This window comes from Butyrivibrio sp. AE2032 (genome assembly GCF_000702965.1).
Genome location: NZ_JNLF01000003.1, coordinates 2283805 through 2308898, shown reverse-complemented (window position 1 = coordinate 2308898; position 25094 = coordinate 2283805). Strand labels below are relative to the sequence as shown.

At 44.3% G+C, this 25094-nt stretch carries 19 protein-coding genes and 1 tRNA gene; 7 read left to right on the top strand and 13 right to left on the bottom strand.

The features are described 5' to 3' along the window. The gene (locus tag BO18_RS12080) at window positions 1-408 is read left to right on the top strand and encodes a hypothetical protein (RefSeq protein ID WP_034446469.1); all 408 of its coding nucleotides are present in this window, start codon (window positions 1-3) and stop codon (window positions 406-408) included. A 140-nt stretch (window positions 409-548) separates the two neighbouring features. Next, entirely contained in the window at window positions 549-911 is a 363-nt protein-coding gene (locus BO18_RS12075) for a response regulator (RefSeq protein WP_022764589.1), read from the top strand. 723 nt (window positions 912-1634) lie between these two features. Here BO18_RS12075 and BO18_RS12070 read toward each other — a convergent pair. The 6 genes from BO18_RS12070 to fliY form a co-directional block, all read right to left on the bottom strand. Continuing rightward, a complete protein-coding gene (locus BO18_RS12070) occupies window positions 1635-3236 on the bottom strand; it encodes an Mbeg1-like protein (protein ID WP_034446468.1) in 1602 nt (533 codons plus the stop codon). A 51-nt stretch (window positions 3237-3287) separates the two neighbouring features. Next, window positions 3288-5225, bottom strand: a complete 1938-nt coding sequence (locus BO18_RS12065) for an ABC transporter ATP-binding protein (protein WP_034446467.1) — start codon at window positions 5223-5225, stop codon at window positions 3288-3290. 36 nt (window positions 5226-5261) lie between these two features. Continuing rightward, window positions 5262-7010 (bottom strand): ABC transporter ATP-binding protein, encoded by a 1749-nt coding sequence (locus BO18_RS12060; RefSeq protein WP_034446466.1) that lies wholly within the window; start codon window positions 7008-7010, stop codon window positions 5262-5264. Window positions 7011-7077: 67 nt separating this feature from the next. Then, the gene (locus BO18_RS12055; RefSeq protein WP_185752415.1) at window positions 7078-8544 is read right to left on the bottom strand and encodes a GGDEF domain-containing protein; all 1467 of its coding nucleotides are present in this window, start codon (window positions 8542-8544) and stop codon (window positions 7078-7080) included. Between the two features lie 25 nt (window positions 8545-8569). Then, a complete protein-coding gene (locus tag BO18_RS12050) occupies window positions 8570-9706 on the bottom strand; it encodes a DUF4317 domain-containing protein (protein WP_034446463.1) in 1137 nt (378 codons plus the stop codon). Between the two features lie 8 nt (window positions 9707-9714). Continuing rightward, window positions 9715-10329, bottom strand: coding sequence for a flagellar motor switch phosphatase FliY (gene fliY / locus BO18_RS12045; RefSeq protein ID WP_242856576.1), 615 nt, complete (start codon window positions 10327-10329; stop codon window positions 9715-9717). 260 nt (window positions 10330-10589) lie between these two features. Here fliY and BO18_RS12040 point away from each other — a divergent pair, with 260 nt between their 5' ends. Genes BO18_RS12040 through ptsP form a run of 5 tightly spaced genes read left to right on the top strand, consistent with a single transcriptional unit; the run spans window position 10590 to window position 16260 of the window. After that, window positions 10590-11339, top strand: coding sequence for a DeoR/GlpR family DNA-binding transcription regulator (locus tag BO18_RS12040; RefSeq protein ID WP_034446460.1), 750 nt, complete (start codon window positions 10590-10592; stop codon window positions 11337-11339). A gap of 12 nt (window positions 11340-11351) precedes the next feature. After that, entirely contained in the window at window positions 11352-12257 is a 906-nt protein-coding gene (pfkB, locus tag BO18_RS12035; RefSeq protein WP_034446458.1) for a 1-phosphofructokinase, read from the top strand. A 56-nt stretch (window positions 12258-12313) separates the two neighbouring features. Then, window positions 12314-14239, top strand: a complete 1926-nt coding sequence (locus tag BO18_RS12030; protein WP_034446457.1) for a PTS fructose transporter subunit IIABC — start codon at window positions 12314-12316, stop codon at window positions 14237-14239. A 30-nt stretch (window positions 14240-14269) separates the two neighbouring features. After that, on the top strand, window positions 14270-14533 hold the full coding sequence (locus BO18_RS12025; protein ID WP_034446455.1) for an HPr family phosphocarrier protein: 264 nt from the start codon (window positions 14270-14272) through the stop codon (window positions 14531-14533). Window positions 14534-14553: 20 nt separating this feature from the next. Continuing rightward, complete coding sequence (gene ptsP / locus BO18_RS12020; protein ID WP_034446453.1) at window positions 14554-16260, top strand: phosphoenolpyruvate--protein phosphotransferase; 1707 nt, start codon at window positions 14554-14556, stop codon at window positions 16258-16260. 69 nt (window positions 16261-16329) lie between these two features. On the opposite strand, the gene BO18_RS12015 is transcribed toward ptsP, so the two are convergent. The 7 genes from BO18_RS12015 to BO18_RS34855 all read right to left on the bottom strand — a co-directional run bounded on the left by BO18_RS12015 (window position 16330) and on the right by BO18_RS34855 (window position 25074). Then, complete coding sequence (locus BO18_RS12015; protein WP_051688686.1) at window positions 16330-17973, bottom strand: methyl-accepting chemotaxis protein; 1644 nt, start codon at window positions 17971-17973, stop codon at window positions 16330-16332. Window positions 17974-18173: 200 nt separating this feature from the next. Beyond that, on the bottom strand, window positions 18174-19508 hold the full coding sequence (gene gdhA / locus BO18_RS12010) for an NADP-specific glutamate dehydrogenase (protein WP_034446452.1): 1335 nt from the start codon (window positions 19506-19508) through the stop codon (window positions 18174-18176). A 452-nt stretch (window positions 19509-19960) separates the two neighbouring features. Then, entirely contained in the window at window positions 19961-21373 is a 1413-nt protein-coding gene (locus BO18_RS12005) for a cell wall hydrolase (RefSeq protein WP_081861002.1), read from the bottom strand. Between the two features lie 19 nt (window positions 21374-21392). Then, the gene (locus BO18_RS12000; protein ID WP_051688685.1) at window positions 21393-22526 is read right to left on the bottom strand and encodes a Gfo/Idh/MocA family protein; all 1134 of its coding nucleotides are present in this window, start codon (window positions 22524-22526) and stop codon (window positions 21393-21395) included. 27 nt (window positions 22527-22553) lie between these two features. Next, window positions 22554-23930, bottom strand: a complete 1377-nt coding sequence (locus BO18_RS11995; RefSeq protein WP_034446450.1) for an SH3 domain-containing protein — start codon at window positions 23928-23930, stop codon at window positions 22554-22556. Window positions 23931-23964: 34 nt separating this feature from the next. Then, a tRNA-Arg gene (locus tag BO18_RS11990) sits at window positions 23965-24036 on the bottom strand. An 861-nt stretch (window positions 24037-24897) separates the two neighbouring features. Continuing rightward, entirely contained in the window at window positions 24898-25074 is a 177-nt protein-coding gene (locus BO18_RS34855; RefSeq protein WP_185752414.1) for a hypothetical protein, read from the bottom strand. Window positions 25075-25094: the final 20 nt, after the last annotated feature.

The window sequence follows — 25094 nt, the reverse complement described above, 5'->3', positions numbered from 1 at the left end:
ATGAGCTCAGGAAATTCATCTCATGGCTCCCACGTGGGATCAGCCTCAATTCTTCTGATATTTGCAGTGCTCTCCATTATTTCTTTTGCCACGCTGACACTGGTAAACTCAAAGGCAGACTATAACTTAAGCGACAATCTGGCCCAGAGACAAAAGACCTATTACGAGGCCTGCCACAAGGGAAATGCCTTTGTTGCAGCAGTTAATTCAGGGTATGAAAACGGTGCACAGGATGGTATAATGAAGGAAAGTATACCATTAACCGATAATCAATCTCTTGATATTGCGATAAGCTTAAATAACACAAAAAGTGCAGCCAATTCAGACAATAGCACCGGCATTATACAGTGGCAAATAGTGAATCACAGCGATTTTAGCTATGATACCACTCTCCCGGTTGCCAAGTAACTGCGTAAAAAATTCAAACAATTTTCCTTAAGACTTTATCAAATTTTAATTTTTGACATGACGATTTTGCGCACACAAATCAAATAACGTGGTACAATAGTATATGTACCAATAAAAAATTGACTTATTGGAGGTTCAATATGGGAAAAAGAATACTCATTACTGATGATGCCGCTTTCATGCGCATGATGCTTAAGGATATCCTTTCTAAGAACGGATACGAGATTGCCGGAGAAGCTGAGAACGGAAAAGTCGCAATCGAGAAATATAATGAGTTGAAACCCGACCTTGTAACTCTTGATATCACAATGCCCGAGCTTGATGGTATCGGAGCCTTGAAGGGAATCAAGGCTGCAGATCCTAATGCAGTTTGCATCATGTGTTCTGCTATGGGTCAGCAGGCAATGGTAATTGAATCCATCCAGGCTGGCGCTAAGGACTTCATCGTAAAACCTTTCCAGGCTGATCGTGTTCTTGAAGCAGTTAAAAAAGCTATCGGTTAGCCCATAGCTTCACATTTCATGCACATTAAAGGAGCTGCACTTCTATCGCGCAGCTCCTCTTTTCATGCTTAAAAATTTGCATATATACTAAGCTATTCAAATATGATATCCTGCCTGCCCCGAGATCAAGGAATTGTAGCATAAGGCCTCATTCCGTCAAGGACTTACGCGAGCGCCCCTTGAGGAGCAGGGGCGTCCTTGACTTTCCTCGTCCTCATGCATTCAGGTCACTAAGCGGGGCAGGCAGAATCTGTGAGCCAGAATATAACCTGGTTTTTTCATGAGTTTTTTTTCAAAATGCCCCATATATTTGGAAAAAAGCGCTCTATGAGCAGGGATTTGGCCTGATTTTTTCATGAGTTTTTTCCAAAAAGCCCCATATATTTGGAAAAAACACTCTATGAGCAGGGATTTGGCCTGATTTTTTCATGAGTTTTTTCCAAAATGCCCCATATATTTGGAAAAACGCTCTATGAGCAGGGATATCGCCTGATTTTTTCATAAGTTTTCTTAAAAATCCCCCTTATATTTGGAAAAGCCACTCCGTGAGCCGAGATCAAATTATTCCCCAAGGCCCCTTAGTGACAAAATTATGCAAGATGGCCACGGCGTCAAGGGGCAGTACGCTGGGCGCTGCTTCTCAAGCGCCCGGGCAGCCCTTGAAGTCGCGGTCATCTTGCATTACAATCTAGTCACTTGGGGCTGGGGATATATTAGTTTTTATCAACGTTTCCTGTCACGAATTAGTTTAAGCACTTCGAAGATGGCATCAATCATAAGCAGAGAGCCACAAGAGATCATATACCAGCTGTTTTCGATGTCCGGGACTAATAGGATGTAATTCCCGAGAAACAGGGTTACAATGCCTTCAAAGGCGTATCTGAATCGTTCGAAGAGCTTTCTTTTATAGATCTTATAGTTGATAAGATTCTGGTAAGCAAGGGTCAGAAACAGAATCCCCAATATCACACTTGATATTACAAAAAGAGCTCCTTCCTTCACCAACACCATGGAAGTTATAACCAAAAGAGAGATGCACAGTATAACCCTGGGGCGTTCCTTTCGGAAGTTCCACTCTGACTCCTTTAGATGCCTTACAGTAAGCACCAGCTCGTAGATACAAAGGATAAGGAGGGCTGCATAGACTACAGACTCCATGGCGAAATCAGGGAATGCAAAGCACAAAGCTGCAAGGAAAAGTGAAAGTCCGATCCTGATGACTTTCTGCCTGCTTATGTAGCCCCAGGCCCTTAGGAATATATTCAGATTTTCATCGTCTTTTCTGCGAACCTTTCTGGCCTTGCCCTTTATGTTAAGGGCATCGTTTCCTGCCATCTTCATTATCAGATCTTCAAAAGCAGAAGGACCAAGGGCCGCAAATTCCTTTATGGTGGTTGCACCTGTATCAGACATAGAATCAAAGAGAGAGTCGACAAATCTTTCTCTTGCCCCCAGATCCATGCCCTCTACAAACCTCTCTATGGCGTCATTTAAGATGTTACTTTCCGGCGCATGATCTGTGCACTCCGCAAGACCGTTTCCATCGTTTAACAGCCAGCTCTGGATACTGTGCTGCATAATAGCCTTGCTGGAGCTTCGAACTATGATATTCTCTCCCACTTCCGGCTCAAACAGCCTTCCGATAATGGAGTATTCGGGAGTTATCTTTGTTATCTTGTCCTTTATCTCATCAATGAGGGACTTATCAAGAACACCATTGCAAAATCCCGGACCGTCATTTATGTAGATGCGCTTTACCTTTTCCTGCTGCTCTTTACTTAAATGCGCTGCAGCAAAAAGAGCCAGATGCGCACCTTTAGAGTGTCCCAGGATATATACGTCATCATTTGATTCATCCACATGCTTTTTAGCATAATCCAGGGCCAGATACTGGGAAGGAACGTTGGTATAGCTTATCATGAAATCTTCCTTCCAGCCTATGATAGTGGAATCCGTTCCCCTGAATGCTATGACTCTTGTTCCACCTTCAATCAAAAAAGTGACAGCTGCAAACTGTCTGTCTGAGCTGTCATAAATATCATTGAAATCCGTGAGCACAATGTCTCCAAAGCGCCTGGAAGACGCACAGATCCTGGCAAGCTTCAGGTCTTCCGCAGTTGAACCTGCTCTGGTGCTCTTTAGAAGACCACATCTGTCCAGCTCTGTCACTGCCTCTTTTAGCGCAATGGAACTCCTGCCCCTGAAAACCGGCTTAAAATCATAGTAAACCAGCTCAGAGAACACAAGATTATCTTCAATTCTAAAGTCTCTGTCAGCGAAGCTAAGATCTCCCCTCCAGCTGACATATTCAGAAATATGTGCCATCTGCTCTCCCCATTGCAGTACTGAAGTCTTACGCTGCTGTTGCCCCAATCTTTAAGCAGTTTCTGATTTCATTCCTGTATAAAGCTGATAATATTTCTGTTTCTTAGCAATGAGCTCGTCATGAGTTCCCTGCTCGATTATTCTTCCGTGTTCAAGAACTATGATACAGTCTGAGTTTCTGACTGTTGAAAGTCTGTGAGCGATAACGAAGGTGGTTCTGCCCTTCATGAGCTTATCCATGCCGTCCTGAACGATCTTTTCAGTTCTTGTATCAATTGAGGATGTAGCCTCATCAAGGATAAGCACCGGAGGATCTGCGATAGCTGCTCTGGCTATGGCAAGGAGCTGCCTCTGTCCCTGGGAAAGATTAGCTCCGTCTCCTGTGAGCATTGTGTCATACCCTTCCGGCAGCCTCTTTATAAAGCTGTGGGCATTGGCAAGCTTTGCAGCTGCAATTACCTCATCATCTGTGGCGTCAAGCTTTCCGTACCTGATATTGTCCTTAACAGTTCCTGTAAAAAGATGTGTATCCTGAAGAACAATTCCAAGAGAACGGCGAAGATCTGCCTTCTTGATCTTGTTGATGTTGATGTTATCATATCTGATCTTACCATCCTGGATATCATAGAAACGGTTGATCAGGTTGGTGATAGTTGTCTTTCCTGCTCCTGTTGAACCAACAAAAGCAATCTTCTGTCCGGGCTCAGCATGAAGAACAATATTGTGAAGGACCATCTTATCATCCGTATAACCAAAGTCCACATCATTAAAGGTAACATCACCCTCCATAGGCTGATAGGTGGTTGTATCTGTAGCCTTGTGATAATGCTTCCAAGCCCAGTGTCCTGTGTGGTGGTCAGCTTCAACTATCTCGCCGTCTCTCTTTTCAGAGTTGACCAGCATTACATAGCCCTCATCAGTCTCAGGCTGCTCATCCAGGAGCTTAAATATTCTCTCAGCTCCGGCCAGTGCCATGATGATTGAGTTAAACTGCATGCTGACCTGGTTGATAGGCATTGAAAAGCTCTTATTAAATGTCAGGAAGCTAGCCAGTGCACCTACGGTAAATCCAACAAATACGCTATCTGAAAGAGCTATTGCACCACCGATGATAGCGCAAAGAACATAGCTTGTGTTACCCAGCTGTGCATTTATAGGGCCAAGAGCTCCTGAGAAAGCATTTGCCTTGAAGGCGCTCTGGAAAAGCTCCTCGTTCAGCTCATTGAACTTCGTAATATTGTCAGCCTCGTGGTTGAATACCTTAACAACCTTCTGTCCGGTCATCATCTCCTCGATGAAACCATTGATCTCACCAAGGTTCTTTTGCTGTGCTACGAAGTTCTTACCTGAAGCCTTGGTTGCCTTTGCCGAACAAAACAGCATTACGGCCACCATAACAAGGGTAACACCCGTAAGCGGAAGGCTCAGTACGATCATCGAAATAAGCACAGACACAATAGTGATGGCACTATTTAACACCTGTGGGATACTCTGGCTGATCATCTGCCTGAGAGTATCGATATCATTGGTATAGATTGACATGATATCGCCGTGGGCGTGGGTATCAAAGTACTTGATAGGAAGGCTCTCCATGTGGGTAAACAGATCCTCACGAAGCCTCTTCAAGGTACCCTGGTTGATCTCAACCATGACCCTCTGCTGAAGAAAAGCTGCAACAACACCAATAGCATAGAAGATTGCTACCCTTCCCATAGCTCCAAGAAGCGGACCATAGTCAGTGCTTCCCGAATCCAGCATAGGCTGTATATATGAGTCAATAAGTGTCTTTGTGAAAAGAGTTCCCTGAACACTGGAAAAAACTGTAGCAAGGATACACAGTACCACTGTGATCATATGTACAGGATAAAACTTAAAAACATAGCCCATTATTCTCTTAAAAAGAAGTCCCGGGTTTTCTACCTTGGGTTTGGGCATTCCACGTTTACTTCCGTGGCCCGGTCCGTTCTTTATTTCTTTTGCTTCTGCCATTTTATTATCCTCCAAATCTCAGCAAGTCCTTTCAGCTCAGCCTGCCGAGTCAAAGTCTGCATCGCCGGATACACCTGTCTGAGACTCGTAAACTTCCCTGTAGATTTCATTATTCTTAAGGAGCTCTTCGTGAGTTCCAAAACCGTTTACCTTACCATCATCCATAACGATGATCCTGTCACAGTTCTGAACGGAACTGATCCTCTGGGCAATGATAAGCTTGGTGGTTCCCGGAATCTCCTCAGCAAAGGCCTTCCTGATCTTTGCGTCGGTAGCTGTATCTACGGCACTTGTGGAGTCATCCAGAATCAGGATCTTAGGTTTTTTCAAAAGAGCTCTTGCAATACAAAGCCTCTGTCTCTGACCTCCGGAGACATTGGTTCCACCCTGTTCTATTACAGTGTTGTACCTGTCAGGCATTCTCTCAATAAACTCATCAGCACAGGCCATCTTGCAGGCTCTGATGCAGTCCTCTTCAGTGGCATTCTTATCGCCCCATCTGAGGTTATCAATGATGGTTCCGGAAAACAGCACGTTCTTCTGGAGCACAACAGAAACCTGATCTCTAAGGACTTCCATGTCGTACTGCCTTACATCAACACCACCCACCTTCACAGAGCCGCCTGTGACGTCATATAGTCTGCTTATAAGGTTAACCAGAGAGGATTTCGCTGAACCTGTTCCACCGATGATACCTATTGTCTCGCCGGAACTGATATCGAGAGATATGTCTTTTAACACCGGCTCATCTGACTCCTTGTTGTAAGCGAAGTCTACATGGTCAAAAGAAATACTGCCGTCCTTAACCTCCATTACTGGATTTTCAGGATTTGTGAGATCAGCTTTCTCGTCAATGACCTCTGCGATACGCTTTCCGCTTGCCTGAGCCATGGTCATCATTACAAAGATGATAGCCAGCATCATAAGGCTCATGAGAATGTTCATGCAGTAGGTAAGAAGACTCATGAGACTACCGGTTGAAAGCTCACTTCCAACGATCATGTGTGCGCCAAACCAGCTGATAAGAAGGATGCAGGCGTAAACAGTTGCAGTCATTATAGGCGCCATGAACACCACGTTCATCTCAGCCTTTACAAACATGTTGTAAATATTGAAAGCAGCCTTTTTAAACTTGTCATTCTCGTAATCTTCTCTAACATATGCCTTTACAACTCTGATGGCTGATACGTTTTCCTGTACGCTTTCGTTGAGCTCATCATATTTCTCAAACACAGCCTTGAAATACTTGGTAGCTCTTCCCATAACAAATATGATAATGCAGCCCAAAAAGATTACTGCCCCGAGATAAATGCTGGCAAGACGTGGGCTGATGATAAAGGACATAACAAGAGCCACGATCATGGAAGCCGGAGCTCTCATGGCCATTCTTAAGGTAACCATATAGGCGTTCTGAATGTTGGTGACATCAGTTGTAAGTCTTGTTACAAGTCCTGATGTAGAAAATTTGTCGATGTTGGAAAAAGAAAAGGTCTGAATGTTTTCAAACATGGCCTTTCTAAGATTCTTGGCAAGTCCTGCTGAAGCCTCAGCTCCCCAGTATGCTCCCAAAAGGCCTGCAATCAGTCCCAAAAGAGCAATGACGATCATCATGGCGCCTATCTTGAAAATAAGACTCATGTTGCCGCCATAGATACCTTCATCAACTATCCTTGCCATGAGGATAGGAATGATCATCTCGCATATTACCTCTCCGATCATGCTTATCGGAGTTAATACAGACGGGAGTTTATATTCCTTGACTTGTGATAAAAGAGTTTTTAGCATTGTTTCTGTCTCCCATTCAAATGATTATTCTTATTATTATATTGCATGCAATTTAAAAGTCAACTCTTCACTTCTCTGAAAGATTCGTGATGCTGTCCTTAAAAGCTTCTCCCGGCGCGGAAGTAACCAGTATATCATCTGCACCAAGGGATCTGGCGATTCTTTCGCCCTCTTCGTTCCGAACAACAGCGAGAATCGGGATGTTCTTGAACCTTTCTCTGGTCTTGGTATATTTGATCACCAGTTCACCGCTCTTTGTCTCGTCATTCAGTTCAACAACCAAAAGCCCTATATGGTCGCGATACTGACTGACATACAAAAGAGCCTCGTCCTCTGACTGAGTGGCATATATCTGGAATCTGTCTTTTTCTTCCTGAGGAAGAAGTCTTGCTTTTTCCTCTCCAAGGGTTGTAACAAAGACAAGGACAGGCTTATCAAAGTTCATCTGATCATGAGCAACCCATGAAGTACAGCAGTTCTTCCCCTTCATCTTGGACTCATAAAGTGCATCATCCGCTATTCCAAAGAGCTCTTCCTGGGAATGATTTCCTTCATCTACAATGGTTCCAATACTTAAGGTAAATGGTTCAGTGTTACCTATGTAATAGTCAGAAAGAAGCATCTGCAATGTTCTGCAGCGAAGATCCACCAGATTGGGATCCCTCATATTGGGCATGAACACCACAAACTCGTCTCCACCGAACCTTCCAACGATATCGGAAGGCCTGAAATTCGCAATCAGGAGCTGACCGATCTGCTCCAAAAGCAGATCTCCACCCTCGTGACCAAGGCTGTCGTTTACCAGCTTAAAATTGTCCACATCGATTATGCACATGGTGCATGGCGCACCTTCCCTTCTCCTGGTGAGATACTCCTGCATTTCTGAAAGGAGCGCACCCTTGTTGTAAACCTGGGTGAGCTTATCCATCTTACTGAATCTTCGAAGCTCCACCATTGAAAGACCCTGTTTTGCCCTGGTTCCAAGCACAACTCTGGATACTATCAGTGAAATAACGTAAGCTGCCAAAACAGTATACACATCCCTGTAGAAATAGGACGGCTCCTTAAAGTAGAACGTGACAACATAATAGATGAAAAGCATTACTGTCTCTTCCGCCACATACCTATACTGCCTGTCAATAAACAGAATTGGAAATGTTATAAGAAAAAGCGGAAACCATCTGGAGGGCTGAAAAGCCTCTGCACTCAGCTCCATAAGGATCAGCGAAATGCCTATGTTAAAGTAATAGAAAAGGCAGGCAAAATTACATACGCTGGTAGGAAGAAGTTCGTGGGTCCTGGTGTAGAGATTCACAAAGAAATACGCAATGATAAGCGGTATGAAAAGGAAATGCCCAACTCCCATCCTGAATCTGGGCACAATGGTCATAGCAAAAACAAGCATGCCTACATACACGATAGCTGTCCACATGCATGTTCTGCGAAGCATGTACATGTTAGTTCTATCGATGTCGTCAGCACACTTGTTGAAGTAAAACTTGATCTCGTCAAGCTCCATCTTATTTCTTTTCAAAAATAGGCTTATGGCTGTTAGCATATCACTTATTCATGAAAGTCCTTACGTTTATGCCATTTACTTCGATATGATCATCAACAGCGATAACAAGACACTGTCTGCCATCTACTATTCTGGATTCCACAAGGTCTGTCCTGTCAGGCTTTACCTTGATGACCACATCAGGTGTCTCAATATCAAACTTCTTGGTGTTAGCTATATTGCTTGCAAGAAGAGGAAAATCCTCATCTCCTGCGCACTTAACATAATTCTCTTCAAAATAATTCATTCTGTCCTCGGGGACTCCGCTGTCGTGAAGGAGCTGCTTAACATCGTTCTTCTTAAGCTCCAATGGCTCCGGATCCTCAGCGTGATCCTCGATCATGTCATTTAAGTTATCATGGATGTTCTTCATGATATCGTAGTCAGCTTCCTCACCGATGGTGTTCTGTACCACCGCATCAAAAATGTCCTTTTGCTCGGGAGCTGAAATAGGTGCACGTCCTCCAAACATAGCCTCAACAAATTCAGGCTGAAGATCCTCAGGCTTCTTTGTGAAGTAAAGCATGTTATGGATGTCGGTATTTCTTTCTATAAATGCAGGGAAAAGAAATCCCTTCACAGGCCCTTCTACTATCCAGTCCCTGAATCTTTCCTCAATCACATTTTTGGACTCATTATATCCAAGACCTGCCTTTGAGAGCTTCACAGGACAGATACTGCAGAGCATATAGTCGTAAACGTTGTCTGAAGCATCCTCCATCATTATTCCATCGTTTGTTATTCCGGGGATGTCATAAACTGCATGTATCAGGATAATAAAGTAATTCTCGCCATTTACATAGTTGGCTATAACCTTCTCATAGAACTCATCCACCAGCTCATCATCTTCAAGCTTGGAGTTCCTAAGAGTCAAAAGAAAGTCTTGAGTACCACCTGGCTGTTCCTGGTCAATTGGAAACTCAAGACTGATAAGGTTCTTACCAAAGGTTCCGGCAAGCGTGTGCTGGAAAATATCCAGATATTTAAACATCTCCTCCTCAGGAAGAGAATCGAAGGCTTTTTTGAAGATTAGCCTTTTGTTCTTCTCGTGATCCACGAGACAACCACAGATGTGGTCAATTGTACACCTGTCAGGTGTAAACTGCTTTTTGATCTCTAATGTTTCTGCCTTGTTCATCTACTGTACTACTTCCCTTTACTCATAAATTTGTCGCACATATCCAGCGCAAACTGCACAGGATATAACTGCACCATAACGGAATCGATAAGATCACCTATCGTCATCCTAAATGCTATTTTAACAAATTTATCGTAAGTAGTATCAAACATTTTTTCAAAAACTTTAATACTCTCTACATCAATCTGATTAACTACAGGAGTACTTATATCTGTAGCAACGCCCAGCATAGAAGAAAGAGATGTCGCACTGGTTCCCATCATCTGGTTCATAGCCTCAGAAGCCGCAGAAAGATGAAGTTCTGTGATCTCTCCTGCTGTATTGGAGCCATCTCCGCCCATCATAAGGTCAGTCATAACCTTTACGTCATGTTCCTTAAGCACAAGGACGTTGTTTCCTTCAAGCCCTTTTACATAATGGATCTGTACAAAAATGCAGGTCTTTTCATAGTCATCCAAAGCTTCACTTCGCTTAATGACCTTAACATTAGGTGTGGTAATATCAACCTTTTTGTTGACCATCATACTCAGAGTCGTAGCTGAGTTTCCCATGCTGATATTGGCAATCTCTCCAAGAATGTCCATCTGTTCATTGTTAAGAGTGAATTCTTCCAAGTCAGTCACCTCCATGTCTGAATACGAAACCTACTAATATTTTAGTTTAATCGCAAACCCTTGTAAAGGCTGATTTACGGTTCTAAGCAAAGCTTTATTCTTTTTTTAGATTATGTTTAATTAATTGCGTGAGCGATTATATTTAATTTGTGATTATCTTATAAAAAAACTGTTGATTATTTGTGATTATTTTTGATTGATTTTGATTTCTTTTGATGATATTCTTTTGCCATAGGCTAAACAACTATGTTTTGGAGGGACATCCGGATATGCTAACGAAGGAACGTCGCGATCTGATAGTAGCTTACATAAATGAAAAGAACGCAGTTACAGTAACAGAGCTCATGGAGGAGTTTGATGCCTCTGCTGCCACCATCAGGCGTGATCTTTCAGTGCTTCACGATGAGCACAAGATCCTGAAGGTATTTGGCGGAGCTACATCGCTTAGTGCCATGGACGTGAATACCCTGGAGCCCACAGTTTCTGCAAAAGCAACGCTGAATGTGGAGGAAAAAGACCTTATCAGCAAGTATGCTGCCTCTCTTATAAATGACGAAGACTTTGTCTACATCGACTCCGGAACCACCACTCTGGAGATGATCAAATACATAGACAATCAAAAGGCAAAATATATCACCAACGGTATTGTCCATGCCAAGAAGCTTTTGGAAAAGAACCTGGACACCATGATAATCGGCGGAAGGTGCAAACGCTCAACTGAAGCCATCATCGGTCCAGACTGTATCGAGGGCATCAGAAAGTACCACTTTACAAAAGCCTTCATGGGAACCAATGGTATATCTTTGTCAGCAGGCTACACCACTCCGGATGTGGATGAGGCTCTTGTAAAGGGAGAAGCCGTAAAACACGCCTATATCTCCTACATCCTTGCAGACCACACCAAATTTGGTCAGGTTAGTTCAGTGACTTTTGCAGACATAGGAAACTGCTGCATTATCACAGATAAAGAGGTAGGCAGAAATTATCACTCAAAGACCATCATTAAAGTGGTCAACTAAAGGGAGGTCAAGATGATCTACACTGTAACTTTTAATCCCGCTATTGATTACGTAGTAAGGATGAGCGATGAGCTCCTTCCGGGAATGACAAACCGCTCCGATTCAGAGGAATGCTACTTCGGAGGAAAGGGAATCAACGTTTCAACCATTCTTAAGAACCTGGGCTACGAAAACACTGCCCTTGGTTTTGTAGCAGGCTTTACAGGAAAGGCCATTGCAGAGAGCGTAAGACAGCGCGGCATTCACGAAAAGTTCATTGAACTGCCGGAAGGTATCTCAAGAATAAACGTCAAGATAAAGGGTCAGGCAGAGACTGAGATAAACGCCCAGGGTCCTGCGATTCCCGAGGATGCCCAGGAAAAGCTCTTTTCCCAGATAAAAGAGCTAAAGGACGGGGATGTACTTATCCTGGCAGGAAGCATACCTAATTCATTACCCAGCGATGTTTACGAAAAGATCATTGCTCTTGTGGCTGACAGAAAAATTGAAGTCGTTGTGGATGCGACAAAGGATCTCTTAAAGAACGTCCTTAAATATCATCCATTTTTAATAAAACCAAACAATCACGAACTTGGTGAGATGTTTGGTACCGTTCTCAAAACTGATGACGAGATTGAGGAACATGCCAGAAAGCTTCAGGAACTTGGCGCAAGAAATGTACTGATTTCCATGGCAGGAGACGGAGCAATGCTCATTTCCGAAGAGGGAAAGAAGTACCGCGTAGGAGTTCCTACAGGCAAGGTAAGAAACTCAGTTGGCGCCGGAGATTCCATGGTGGCAGGTTTTATTGCAGGATACTTCAAGAATAAGAGCTATGAGGAAGCTCTTAAGATGGGTACTGCTGCAGGTTCAGCCACAGCTTTCTCTGACGATCTCGCCACAGGGGAAGCAATAACTAAGCTTTATAACGGCCTTTAAGAGAGAAGGTTGTATAAAGGGGATATAATTTAGGCAAACGGCCAAAAGGAGGGTCTATGAAAATCACAGATTTACTGAAAAAAGACGGGATTGAACTGAACTGTCCCGCAGCTGACCAGCTCGCTGCCATCGACAGGATGATCGAGCTTCACACAAAGGTTGGCAACCTGACAGATGCAGCAAAATTCAAGGAAGCTATTCTTGCAAGAGAAGAAAAAGGCTCAACTGCAATCGGAATGGGGATTGCTGTACCACATGGCAAGTCCGCTGCAGTAGCTAAGGCAGGACTTACTGCTCTCACAATTCCATCAGGAATCGACTATAAGTCACTTGATGGAAGCCCAAGCAAACTGTTCTTCATGATCGCAGCTCCTGATACTGCTGCTGATACTCATCTTGAAGTTCTTTCCAAGCTCATGACTCTTTTAATGGATCAGAGCTTTACCAAGAAGCTTCTCGATGCAAAAACTCCTGAGGAATTCCTTCAGATCATCGATGACAAGGAAGCAGAAAAAGATAATGCGACTGCTACAAAGGATGCTGCTCCTGTTAAGACTAAGCAGATCAAGAAGCTTGTTGGTGTTACAGCATGCCCTACAGGTATCGCTCACACCTTCATGGCAGCTGAGGCTCTTGAGCTCAAAGCAAAAGAGCTTGGCATAGATATCAAAGTTGAAAAGGACGGCTCAGGCGGAGCAAAAGATGTCCTTACAGACGCAGAGATTGCAGCAGCTGATGCAGTTATCATTGCCTGCGATAAGAATATTGATATGGGCAGATTCGATGGCAAGGATGTGATCATCACTTCCACCAAGGAAGCTATCCACTCTCCTGAGGCACTTATCCAAAAAGCTACTACCGGAGAGACCACTGTTTATCATCACACAGGCGCTGTAAAGAAGGAAGCTGCTGCTTCAAATGAGAGTGCAGGAAGAAAAGCTTACAAGCACCTTATGAACGGTGTTTCTCACATGCTTCCATTCGTTATCGGTGGTGGTATCCTTATTGCTATTGCATTCCTTCTGGATGACTATTCAATCGATCCAAGCAACTTTGGTTCCAACACACCTGTGGCTGCTTGGTTTAAGTCTATCGGCGGCGCAGCATTTGGATTCATGCTTCCAATTCTTGCAGGCTTCATCGCTCAGAGTATTGCTGATCGTCCAGGTCTTGCAGTTGGTTTCGTAGGCGGATATCTTGCATCAACCGGAGCTACTTTTGCTTCTCCAGGCGGCGATGTTCCTTCAGCCTTCCTTGGTGCTCTTGTAGCAGGTTTCCTTGGCGGATATATTGTTCTTGGTCTTAGAAAGATCTGTGACAAGCTTCCTGATGCCCTTGAGGGAATCAAGCCTGTACTTATCTATCCACTTGTTGGAACACTTATCATCGGCGTTGTAATGTGCCTCCTCAATCCTATTGTTGGTGCACTTAACGCTTGGATTGCAGGCGTACTTACAGGAATGTCCAGCGGATCAATCATCATTCTTGGTGCTCTTCTTGGAGCTATGATGGCAACTGATATGGGTGGTCCTCTCAACAAGGCAGCTTATGCATTTGGTCTCGCCAGCCTTGCAAACCAGAACGAGACAGGTTATATGATCATGGCAGCTATCATGGTAGGCGGAATGGTTCCTCCTATTGCCATCGCTCTTGCAACCATCGTATTCAAGAAGAAATTCACAGAAGCAGAAAGAAAGTCAGGTCCTGTTAACTTCATCATGGGTCTTTCCTTCATCACCGAGGGTGCTATCCCATTTGCAGCAGCAGATCCTGCAAGAGTTATCCCTTCACTCCTTATCGGTTCAGGAGTTGCAGGTGCTCTCTCAATGGCCTTCAAGTGCACACTTATGGCTCCTCACGGCGGAATCTTCGTATTCCCTGTTGTAGGTAACGTAGCAATGTATCTTGTTGCTCTTGTTGCCGGATCCGTAGTTGGATGCATCATGCTTGGTATCCTCAAGAAGGACGCACAGGAAGTATAAATTTTTGAACATAGAAAGGATGGAGAATTTATGGTATCTCAGAAAATCACAATAACTAACGAACAGGGAATGCACATGCGGCCGGCATCAGTTTTCTCTCAGGCAATGACTCCATTTGCAGCAGATGTAAAGATCGTCTTCAACGGCAATACCTATGACGCAAAGAGCGTTATGATGCTCATGAGTGCATGCATCAAATGCGGAGCAGAGATTGAGATCCAGTGCGATGGAGCTGACGAAGCAGACGCACTCAAGAAAGCAATCGAACTTGTAGAAAGCGGACTTGGTGACTAACATCCAAAAAGGAGCAACCTATGTATAACGGAATCGCCGCATCACGCGGAATAGGTATTGGCAGCATCTGTGTCATCAAAGAGCATGACCTGTCTTACGAATCCCGTAAAATCGAGGATGTGGAAGGCGAGCAGAAACGCTTTAATGACGCAGTTGAAAAGTTTAAAAAAGAAACTTCCGAGATGGCCGAGGACATAAGAAAGAGAATCGGCCCCAAGGAAGCAGAAATCCTTGAGGGGCATCTGGTTATGATCAGCGACCCCACAATGGCTGGAGAAATGGGCAAGATGATCGCAGCAGGTCAGTGCGCCGAAGCTGCTGTTGAAGCAGTATGCGACATGTTCATCGGTATGTTTTCCAAGATGGATGACGAGCTTATGCAGCAGAGGGCTTCTGATATCTCAGATATCAAAATAAGTCTTCTTAAAAATCTTCTTGGAATCGAGGATGTGGATATCAGCAAAGTTCCTCAGGGAACTGTCCTGGTTGCAAAGGATCTTACACCTTCCATGACCTCCCAGATCGTCAAGGATAACGTTGCAGGAATAATAACTGAGGTAGGCGGAAAGACTTCTCACTCAGCCATCCTTGCAAGGGCCCTTGAGATTCCTGCTGTCCTCTCTGTCCCTGATGCCACTACTTTAGTGAAGGACAAGGATACAGCTATTGTAGACGGAACTGAAGGCGTGGTATATATCAATCCCGACGGTGATGTCCTGTCCAAATACATAATCAAGCGTGAGGATTTCATAAAGAAGCAGTCCGAACTTGCTGCTTTCCAGGGAAAAGAAACTGTGACAGCTGATGGCATTAACCTGGAGCTGTTCTGCAATATCGGAACTCCTAAGGATGCCAAAAAGGCTGTTGAGTGTGACGGTGAGGGAATAGGTCTTTTCAGATCAGAGTTCCTGTTCATGGACAACAACCACATGCCTACTGAGGACGAGCAGTTTGCAGCCTACAAGGAGGCAGCTGAGATCCTTGGTGGAAAACCTGTTATCATCAGAACTCTGGACATTGGCGGTGACAAGGATATTCCTTATCTGAACATGAAAAAGGAAGAAAATCCCTTCCTTGGCTACAGAGCAGTCAGATACTGCCTTGGCAATAAAGACAGTTACCTGATCCAGCTCCGTGCCATCGTTCGTGCCAGCGCCTTTGGAAAGGTTAAGATAATGGTTCCTCTTGTAACCTGTGTGGAGGAGATCCGTCAGGTAAAAGAGCTTGTGGCTCAGATCAAGAAGGATTTTGATGAAAAGGGCATTGCCTATGACAAGGATATCGAAGTAGGCTGCATGATCGAAACTCCTGCTGCTTCACTTATAGCCGATCTCCTTGCAAAAGAGGCAGACTTCTTCTCAATCGGAACCAATGATCTTACACAGTACACCATGAGTGTAGACAGAGGAAATGCTGATGTAGCTTATCTCTACTCCACTTTCCAGCCTGCAGTGCTTCGCTCCATCAAGCACATTATCGAGTGCGGAAGAAACGCAGGTATTCCTGTGGGAATGTGTGGCGAAGCTGCAGCAGATCCGCTTATGATACCACTTCTCATATCCTACGGACTTACAGAATTCTCAGTTAACCCTGTACTGGTACTTACAGCAAGATGCATTATCTCCAAGTGGAGTAAGGCTGAGGCTGATGCACTGGCCGAAAAGGTTATGGCTCTTTCCACAGAAAGTGAGATTCAGAGTCTTCTGAAGGAATCCGCTAAGGAATAAAAAATCTTAGATCCTGACATAAAAATAGGGCGAAGCACCTCGTTAGTGCTTCGCCCTTTAAGTTTTCCTTTATTTGAAGAATTCCAGATCCCTGTTCAGCTCTTCTGCTACGTCCTTCAGGCTGTTTGCAGATCCTGCGAGGGTTGTAACTGTAGCTGAAAGTTCCTGCATGGATGCTCCTGTCTCCTGTGAAGAAGCTGCATTTTCCTCTGAAATAGCTGAAAGAGCACTCATTGTATCTACTACTGCATTCTTAGATGATGCACACTGCTCCGCGCCTTCACTGATAGTCTGAACACCACCTACTGTGGAATCAATATCAGCAAGCATTCCGTTGATGGACTGAATGGTCTCACCAAGGGCTGTCTGCTGATCGATGTTGCCCTGTCTAACTTCCTCGGCTGCATGTACTGCTGCGTTAGCTTCCTCAAGAAGTACTTCCATTTCCTTCTTGATCTCATCAGCCATTGTCCTTGAATTATCAGCCAGCTGTCCAATCTCACCAGCAACAACTGCAAAGCCCTTTCCTGCCTCACCTGCTCTGGCAGCCTCGATAGAAGCATTAAGAGAAAGAAGGTTTGTCTGGGTTGCTATAGATGTAATTCCCTCAACCTTGGAGGAAATGTTGTTAACTGCTTCCTGAGTTCTCTGGATTGTAGATGTGATCTCTTCAATCTTCGCTGTCATCTCTGATGAAGAATCCTGCAGGCTTGCAAGAGAACTACTTGATACCTGAGAGGCTTCCTTCATCTTTCCTGCAAGGGTATCCAGATCATCTGTTGATGTCTGTACGCTTCCAACAGCATCACCGATCTTTCCAACATTTTCTGATGCAACCTGGATCTCATCTGCCTGCTGGGTTGCTCCTGACGCGATTTCCTGAACTGCATTTGATACATCCTCAGCTGTATGGGAAATCTGGTCTGCCATATCTGCAAGTTCTTCTGAAGAAGTTGTTACTGTATTAGCTGAATTCCTGATTGATTCAACAATCTCTCCCAGCTTATCAACCAGTGCATTGGTATTTTGTAAGGTAAGTCCGATCTCATCTGTTCTTTCCAGATATTTTTCTGACTTTATAAATTCACCGTTAGCAAGATGCTGAACGCTCTTATTTATCTCAATGATTGCGCCGGCCATTCCATAGGATGCTTTTACACCAACAGCTACGCAGATAGCCAGAAGGATCAAGCTGATAACCAGCATAAAGATAATAGATTTACTGGTCTGCGCATCTACATTTTCTCTGGACACTCCGGTGAACGCCATCCCTGTTACTTTTCCGGAATCATCCTTATAGGGAACATAAGCTACAAAGTACGCTTTTCCTGCAACCTGGGTATTAGTGGAAGTAAATGAATTTCCCTTTCCAATTACTTCACTTATAACCTTATCTGCAGCCTTGGTTCCGATTACAGAACTTCCAAGGGAAGAATTCTTTCTTGAATCACCATCAAACCAGGTGAAATCATACCCGGTTTCATTCTTAAGTGTTGTTTCAATATCATTATCACCAGCTTCTCTTTGTACCTCATGGCAGGCAATGTCCTTGTAGGTATAGGCTGATGACAGGAGGCCTTGCAGGACCTCTTCCTCCATTCCTGTCTTCATAAACCTCACGCCGGTAATGAGCAGTGCAATTGTCAGAGTAATGGATGGAATGACAGTAAATGCCAAAATCCTGGTTCGTACAGAAAGACCCTTTTTGTTCATAACGCCTCCTTAGAAGAATAGAAATCCAGAAAATAAGAAACCCTCAAACACTATATCGTCATAATTCGCATTAAATTTAACGTTTATGCGACTACATTATACCATTTATTTGCCTATTTATCTATGATTTATCGATTATTTGGTGCATAAAAAAGTGGCTACCCCGTAGGGATAGCCACCTAAAAAACTTATTGGAATTATTAAACGATTCCCTGAGCCTTCATAGCCTCTGCAACCTTGAGGAAACCAGCAATGTTAGCACCAGCAACATAGTTGCCTTCCATGCCATACTTTCTTGCTGCATCGTCAATGTTGTGGTAGATGTTAACCATGATCTGCTTAAGCTTAGCGTCAACCTCTTCGAAGCTCCATGAAAGTCTCTCTGAGTTCTGGCTCATCTCAAGAGCTGATGTTGCAACACCACCTGCGTTAGAAGCCTTACCACAAACAAAGAGAACCTTGTTCTGCTGGAGATACTCAGTAGCCTCGATAGATGTAGGCATGTTAGCACCCTCGCAGACAGCCTGAACACCGTTAGCTACAAGCTGCTTAGCATCCTCAAGAAGGAGCTCGTTCTGTGTAGCGCAAGGAAGAGCTACATCACACTTAACTGACCATACGCCCTTACCCTCGTGGTACTCAGCTGACTTTCTAGCAGCTGCATACTCAGTAAGACGTGCTCTCTTAACTTCCTTAACTTCCTTAAGAAGCTCAACATCGATTCCTTCAGGATCATAGATCCAGCCTGTAGAATCTGAACATGTAACAGGCTTAGCACCAAGCTGCTGTGCCTTCTCGATAGCGTAGATAGCAACGTTACCAGCACCTGAAACAGCTACTGTCTTACCCTTAATGTCAGAGCCATTGCACTTTAAAAGCTCCTCTGTAAGGTAAAGAAGACCATATCCTGTAGCCTGTGTACGAGCAAGAGATCCGCCGTATGTAAGGCCCTTACCTGTAAGTACGCCTTCGTACTTATCTCTGATTCTCTTGTACTGACCATAAAGGAATCCGATCTCACGTCCGCCTACACCGATATCACCTGCAGGAACGTCTGTGTCTGCTCCGATATGTCTGTAAAGCTCTGTCATGAAGCTCTGGCAGAATGCCATTACTTCTCTGTCTGACTTGCCCTTAGGATCAAAGTCAGAACCACCCTTACCACCACCGATAGGAAGGCTTGTAAGTGAATTCTTAAAGATCTGCTCAAAACCAAGGAACTTAATGATACCAAGGTTTACTGAAGGATGGAAACGAAGTCCTCCCTTGTAAGGTCCGATTGCTGAATTGAACTGAATACGGAAACCATTGTTAACCTGAACCTGTCCCTTATCGTCAACCCAAGGTACTCTGAAGAGGATCTGTCTCTCTGGTGTTACAAGTCTCTCTAAAAGAGCATCCTTACGGTACTCATCTTCATTTGCTTCGATAACAACACGAAGTGACTCCAAAACCTCTTTTACTGCCTGATGGAACTCTGGCTGTGCGGGATTCTTCTCTACAACGTAATTGTAGACCTCATCAACATATGACATTTTTCTGTTTCTCCTTCCTGTGCGCTATGCGCTTCTTTTTTACTGGTATTAGGGGTATCTTCTGCTGCACTAAATTCGACAAAACCTCATTAAGTGCACAGAAGTGGTTCGCACCAAGTTCGAAAAACCTCACTAGGTGCTCTACGCAAAGAGGGCGTAAGAAACCAAAGGTCTCCACGCCCCATTGCGCAGACATCACTGTCATGTATACAAATATACACTATGCCCATTTAAAGTGCAAGAGTTTTTATTACGTTAATTTGGTGAATTGATACACAGGCGGATGAGCTAAAAGTTTTGCACCGGTCCTCATAGCTCTGAGCACTTCGGTAAGCCACTGGGAGTGTCTTGCCTCCGTAGAGCTACAATCGTACCTTGCGCAAAATCTTTTAGTTCATCCGCCTGCTTACTCTTTGCAACAATATAAACATACGCAAACTACTTGCTGCTAGTTAGTCGCCGCCTTCAGAGTTTTCTTCAGAATTTTCCTCAGAATTCTCAGACTGCTCTTCGCTGCTTTCGCCGCCATCACCGGAATCGCCACCATCGCCGGAGGTTTCCTCCTGGGCAGGAGCTGCGTCCTCGGATGGAGTCTCCTGAGCCGGTGGATCGTAGGTTTCCCAGCGGTAGAAGAAGGCGTGATTGCCGATCATGGTGTAGTTCTTTATCCTGTAGTAGTCAGCCCAGTACTGGGTCATGAAAAAGAGGTAATCGCCGATTCGAGCACCGTTTAAAACCTCCTGAGCTGCTCTTATGCAGGTGGAATTCGGGCCCACAGACATGATGTAGTCGATCTTTCCTGACCTGTAGGGTGCAAACTGCATGTTCTGTGTTATTACTCCGATGATGGAATTAGGGAAAGCTGAGCTCTTTACTCTGTTCATAATAACTGAACCAACACCCAGCTTACCCGTGTAGGACTCACCGTCTGACTCAGCCTGAATGGTTGCTGCCAGCCACATAAGCTCTGTGTCACTGGCTGAGTAGGAACCGCCTGTATCCTCTTTTGTAAGAGCAAGACGTTCTGCTATCTGCTGGGCCAGTTTAGCCTGAGCAGCTGCAACCTGTGGTTCCAATTCCTTCATCTTTTTATCAAGCTCTTTTATCTTGGTATCATAATCTACAAGCTTATTTCTCTCACTTGTAAGGGTGTTGTTGGTAGCACTTAGCTGTCCCTTAACCTCTGCTGTCAAATCAGATAGTTCGTCGTGTTTCTCGTCAAGCTGTGTCTGGTAGGCATCGAGCTCTGCCTCTTTCTCCTCCACAACTTCCTTTTTTGCCTGGATCTGAGCCTGCAATTCCTGGTACTCCGCTATCTTCTGACGGTCATAGCGGACAATGGCATTCAGATATTCAAATTTAGTCAAAAACTCACCTAGGGAACCGGATTCGAGAAGAACCCTGAGAAGACCTGAAGTACCACCGTTTTCATAGGTGGACTTAAGACGCATTTTAAGAGCTTCGTAGCGCTCCTTCTCATTTTGCTGCGCCTCGGAAAGCTCATTATTAAGCTGGACAATTTCAGAGGAGACCTCTGCCATGGCATCTTCTGCCTCTGAAATCTCCTCATTAAGGGTCTCTAATTTACTGGAGTAGCCTTTGATAGTGCTCTGAAGCGCACTACTTTGGCCTTCCAGATTACTTACATTACTCTGAGTCTGCTGTTTTTGCCCCTGCAGCTGGTTGATGGCATCCTGAGTCTCTTTTGTCTGCTTCTCCAGGTTTGAGATGGTAGCCTGGGTTTCTGCTTCCTGCTGTTGCATGATTGAGATAGTATCCTGAATCTCATCTGCATAGCTCACAAAAGAAAACTCACATGTTATCAGCGAAAGGAGCATTATCCCCAACAATATCTTCCTTCGCATACTCTCCTCACAAAAACACTTATTGCTGATTCTCGCTGTCCGCACTTACAGAATTATTCTCCTGAGTCGTCTCAGAATTACTATCCTCGGTCTTAGCGAGGCTGTTGTTAGCCTTTTCGATCATAGCGTGGGCTGAAGTTATGAGCTGAACCGGCTCATTCCTTTCAAAATCATTTTCTCCCGGGAATGTAATGTTATTGGACTTTCTTATGAAGTCCATCATATTCATGATCTTGAGGCTTTCAGAATGTGGCATTTCCGGGCATTCAAGCCACTTCTCTTCTATAGCCTTAACACAGGCTTCTATTTCATATTCATAACCAGTCTTTTGCTTTGGTCTCTTATGATATGCAATCTTCTTATAATCACTGTCATATACGGTAATGCTTTCAGGATTATTGATGTTATTAACTACGATATATCCCTTGGTTCCGTATATCACACCGGTCCTGTCGCTATTGGCAAGGGCAGTTGCATTAAGCACAGCCATCTTTCCATCGGCATATCTAAGAGTGATGGAATCCTGCATATCAACTCCAAGGTTATTAAAGGTACAGATTGATGCTATATCAGCGACATCATTTCCAAAGGCCATGGATGCAAAAGTAAGAACATATACTCCAAGATCTAGAAGTGCTCCGCCTCCCAGAGATGGCTCATTAATCCTCTCCTTATTGGAAATATTGTAACCAAGATTCGCCGTCAGCATTGTTGGCTCGCCAATTACCTGGCTGGAAATAACCTCTTTTAGCTTGATCATAATAGGCATATATCTGGTCCACATAGCCTCTGTCAAAAGAAGGTTGCACTCCTTGGCATACTCAAATGCCTTCGTGGCTTGAGCTTCATTTAACATAAAAGCCTTTTCGCAGATAACATGCTTTCCGGCAGAAAGCGCCAGCTCAACATTTGCATAATGCTCAGAATGAGGTGTCGCAACATATATAAGGTCAATCTTTGGATCTGTGACCAGTTCCTCATAGGAACCATAGGCCTTCTTGATGCCATACTTATCCGCAAACTTCTGGGCCTTATCCAGAGATCTGGAACCAATGGCATAACAGGTTGCACCCTTTGTACTCTTAAGGGTCTCTGCCATTACGCCGCCAATAACTCCGGCTCCCATGATACCAACCTTAATTCGTCCAAACATAGCCTTCACCTCTTCTGATCAAAACTATTATTCAAGGAACTCAGATTTAATATACCCTGTCTTCTTATTATACTCTACTTTTGCCCATCCGCTTGCATACTGCTCAACAACATTTACAGTTGCGCCGGGATAAAGTGTTTCAATAACCTCGCAGTCAGTGTTTGCTTCCTTACGAAGTTTTACAGTCTCCTGTACAGTCATCTTTCCGGTCTTTGCAGAAGCTACCTTGGTATTTGATGCACTGCTGGATGCTGAAGAAGATGCTGTTGATGAACTTGAGGAAGCTGACGATGCACCTGTTGAAGCTGATGCTGATGCATCGCTTGTTGATGAAGAAGCTGATGCTGATGCGCTTGCATCCTCGTTGCCTGCATCCTCGGTAGCGTTATCTACTACTGTAGTCTCCTCAGAAACCACCTCAAAGAATTCTGTCTTTACATAGGCAACGGAGTTCTTGTACTCAACCTTACTCCAGCCATTTGCCAGGGCCTCAAGCTCTTTAAACTCCTGACCTGATGTGGTCTTATCAAGAATATCCGCTGTCTCAGAATCAGAACTTCTGATATTAACAACATCTGTAGCCTTGATAACTCTTGTGGTTATAGTTGTCTGCTCAGGCTCTGTCTCCTCTTTGGCCTCTTCTTCTGAGCTAGCCTCAGCTGCTGAAGCCTCTGAAGTAGCAAGGGCCTCTCCGACAGAAACCTGAAGTCCTGAACGCATCCTTGTAAGGAGCTCTGCAAGAGCCTCATCGCCACTTACCATTTCGTTGTAGCTTGAAGCCACCTTATTGTTCAGGTCGATGACATCTGACTGAACATTGATCTGCTTAAGGTAATCAAGCTCGTTGGCATCTGCAATATCACCATTAATAAAGAGATTTCCGTTATCATCAGTACAGATATATAAAGTCTCAAGTCCGGGAACATTTCCGTCATACTCGTAGAGCTTAACCTCGTTGTACACATAGGCAACGTAGCTGCCCTCAACAGGACCGGGCTTTGTATATACAGTAATATTGTCAAACTTATCAATATACTCTGAAGCTGCAACAGCCTTAAGTATCTCGGTCTCATCCAGCCCCTTGTAGATCTGCGCCAAAGTATCCGCATCACCATTTGCTGAAGCTGTATAATACTTCTCAACCAGCGCATTCACCTCAGGATAAGCATTCTCCTCCATGGTTGCATCCGGTATCTCAAAAGTTGAAGCCTCCACAGTTGCTACAGTAGTCTGGGCTTCCTGAGTAGCTCTTTTATTGGCGCTTACTGCGATCACCACAGTGATGATAACTGCCACTGCCAGTATTGCAGGCATCAGATACTTCTTATTATCTCCAAGGATTGCAAAAATATCCTTCTTATCATTTCTCCAATTAGTTACATTATTTTTCTTTTTCTTAGCCATTGTAAAACCTCTAAAATCTTTATTACAAAGTAACTGCACCCGACTGGACTCGAACCAGCAACAAAGGCGTCGGAGGCCTACGTTTTATCCATTAGACTACGGGTGCAAATACACAGCTATAATACCATAATTCCCGAAGGAATATCAATAAAAATGACCTATCTGATCGTTACCATTCACGGTTTGGGGAAGCGATGCCCACAGGGAAGGGGAGAGTCTGGGAAAGCCGCGAGCAACAACTAAAAACACAAAATCTGAGCGTAGCAGCAAGCTGAAGAATTCATGTGCCATAAGCATTAGCACCTTCCAGCCTGCCCACGGACCCCAGGACGGCTCCTGAGTTTTCTCAGCTGTTATTTCCATTTCCTCACCGTACGCAAACGAAACGTTTCTTTAGCATTCCTGCAGTTTTTATAATATTACGCATGCTCGCTTGCAGGGCTTTATAATGTTGCATGCCTCAAATGGTCATGGGGGTGCATTGCACCCAAGAGGGTCATGGAGCTACTCTCTCAAGGCGCGCTGGAAAACTATAATCTCTTACAGGTGACGAGCGCGCTTTGAAGAGATGGCTCCATAACCCTCTTTGTGCTCGCCTTGCGAGCCATGACCATTTTAATATACGTATATGAACAGCCCTGCTTCGGACATCTCTCGCATGCGAGTTAAAAACTGCATTGGAATGCTAAGAAACTGGCGTTTGCTATTTGGAGGACTCGGAAATGAAAACAAGCAGCTTCAAAAGCCAATGAGCCGTCGGTCCGTAGGATGGAAGGTGCTAAGACTTACGACCATGAATTCCAGCGAGCCGGTCCGGGAAGATTTTGGTTTTTTTGTTGCGGGAAGCTTTCCCAGACTCTCCCCTTCCCTGTGGGCATCGCTTCCCCAAACCGTGAATGGTAACTATCTGATCTACCATAGGAAAAGCCCCCATCAATTAAGATAGGGGCCACTACTACTTTACTCTTTATTTTTTGTCTGCGATTATAGCCAATGTCTGTGAAATATCATTAAGTGTCTGAGTTACATTCTGGATCATCAGCTGCATTTTCTTATCATCAGTCATGTTTCCATCTTTCATGCGCTCCTGCATCTCTTTGATTCTCTGCTGCTGAAGGCTTGTTACTTCTGATACTCTACTCATATAGACCACCTCGCTTAATT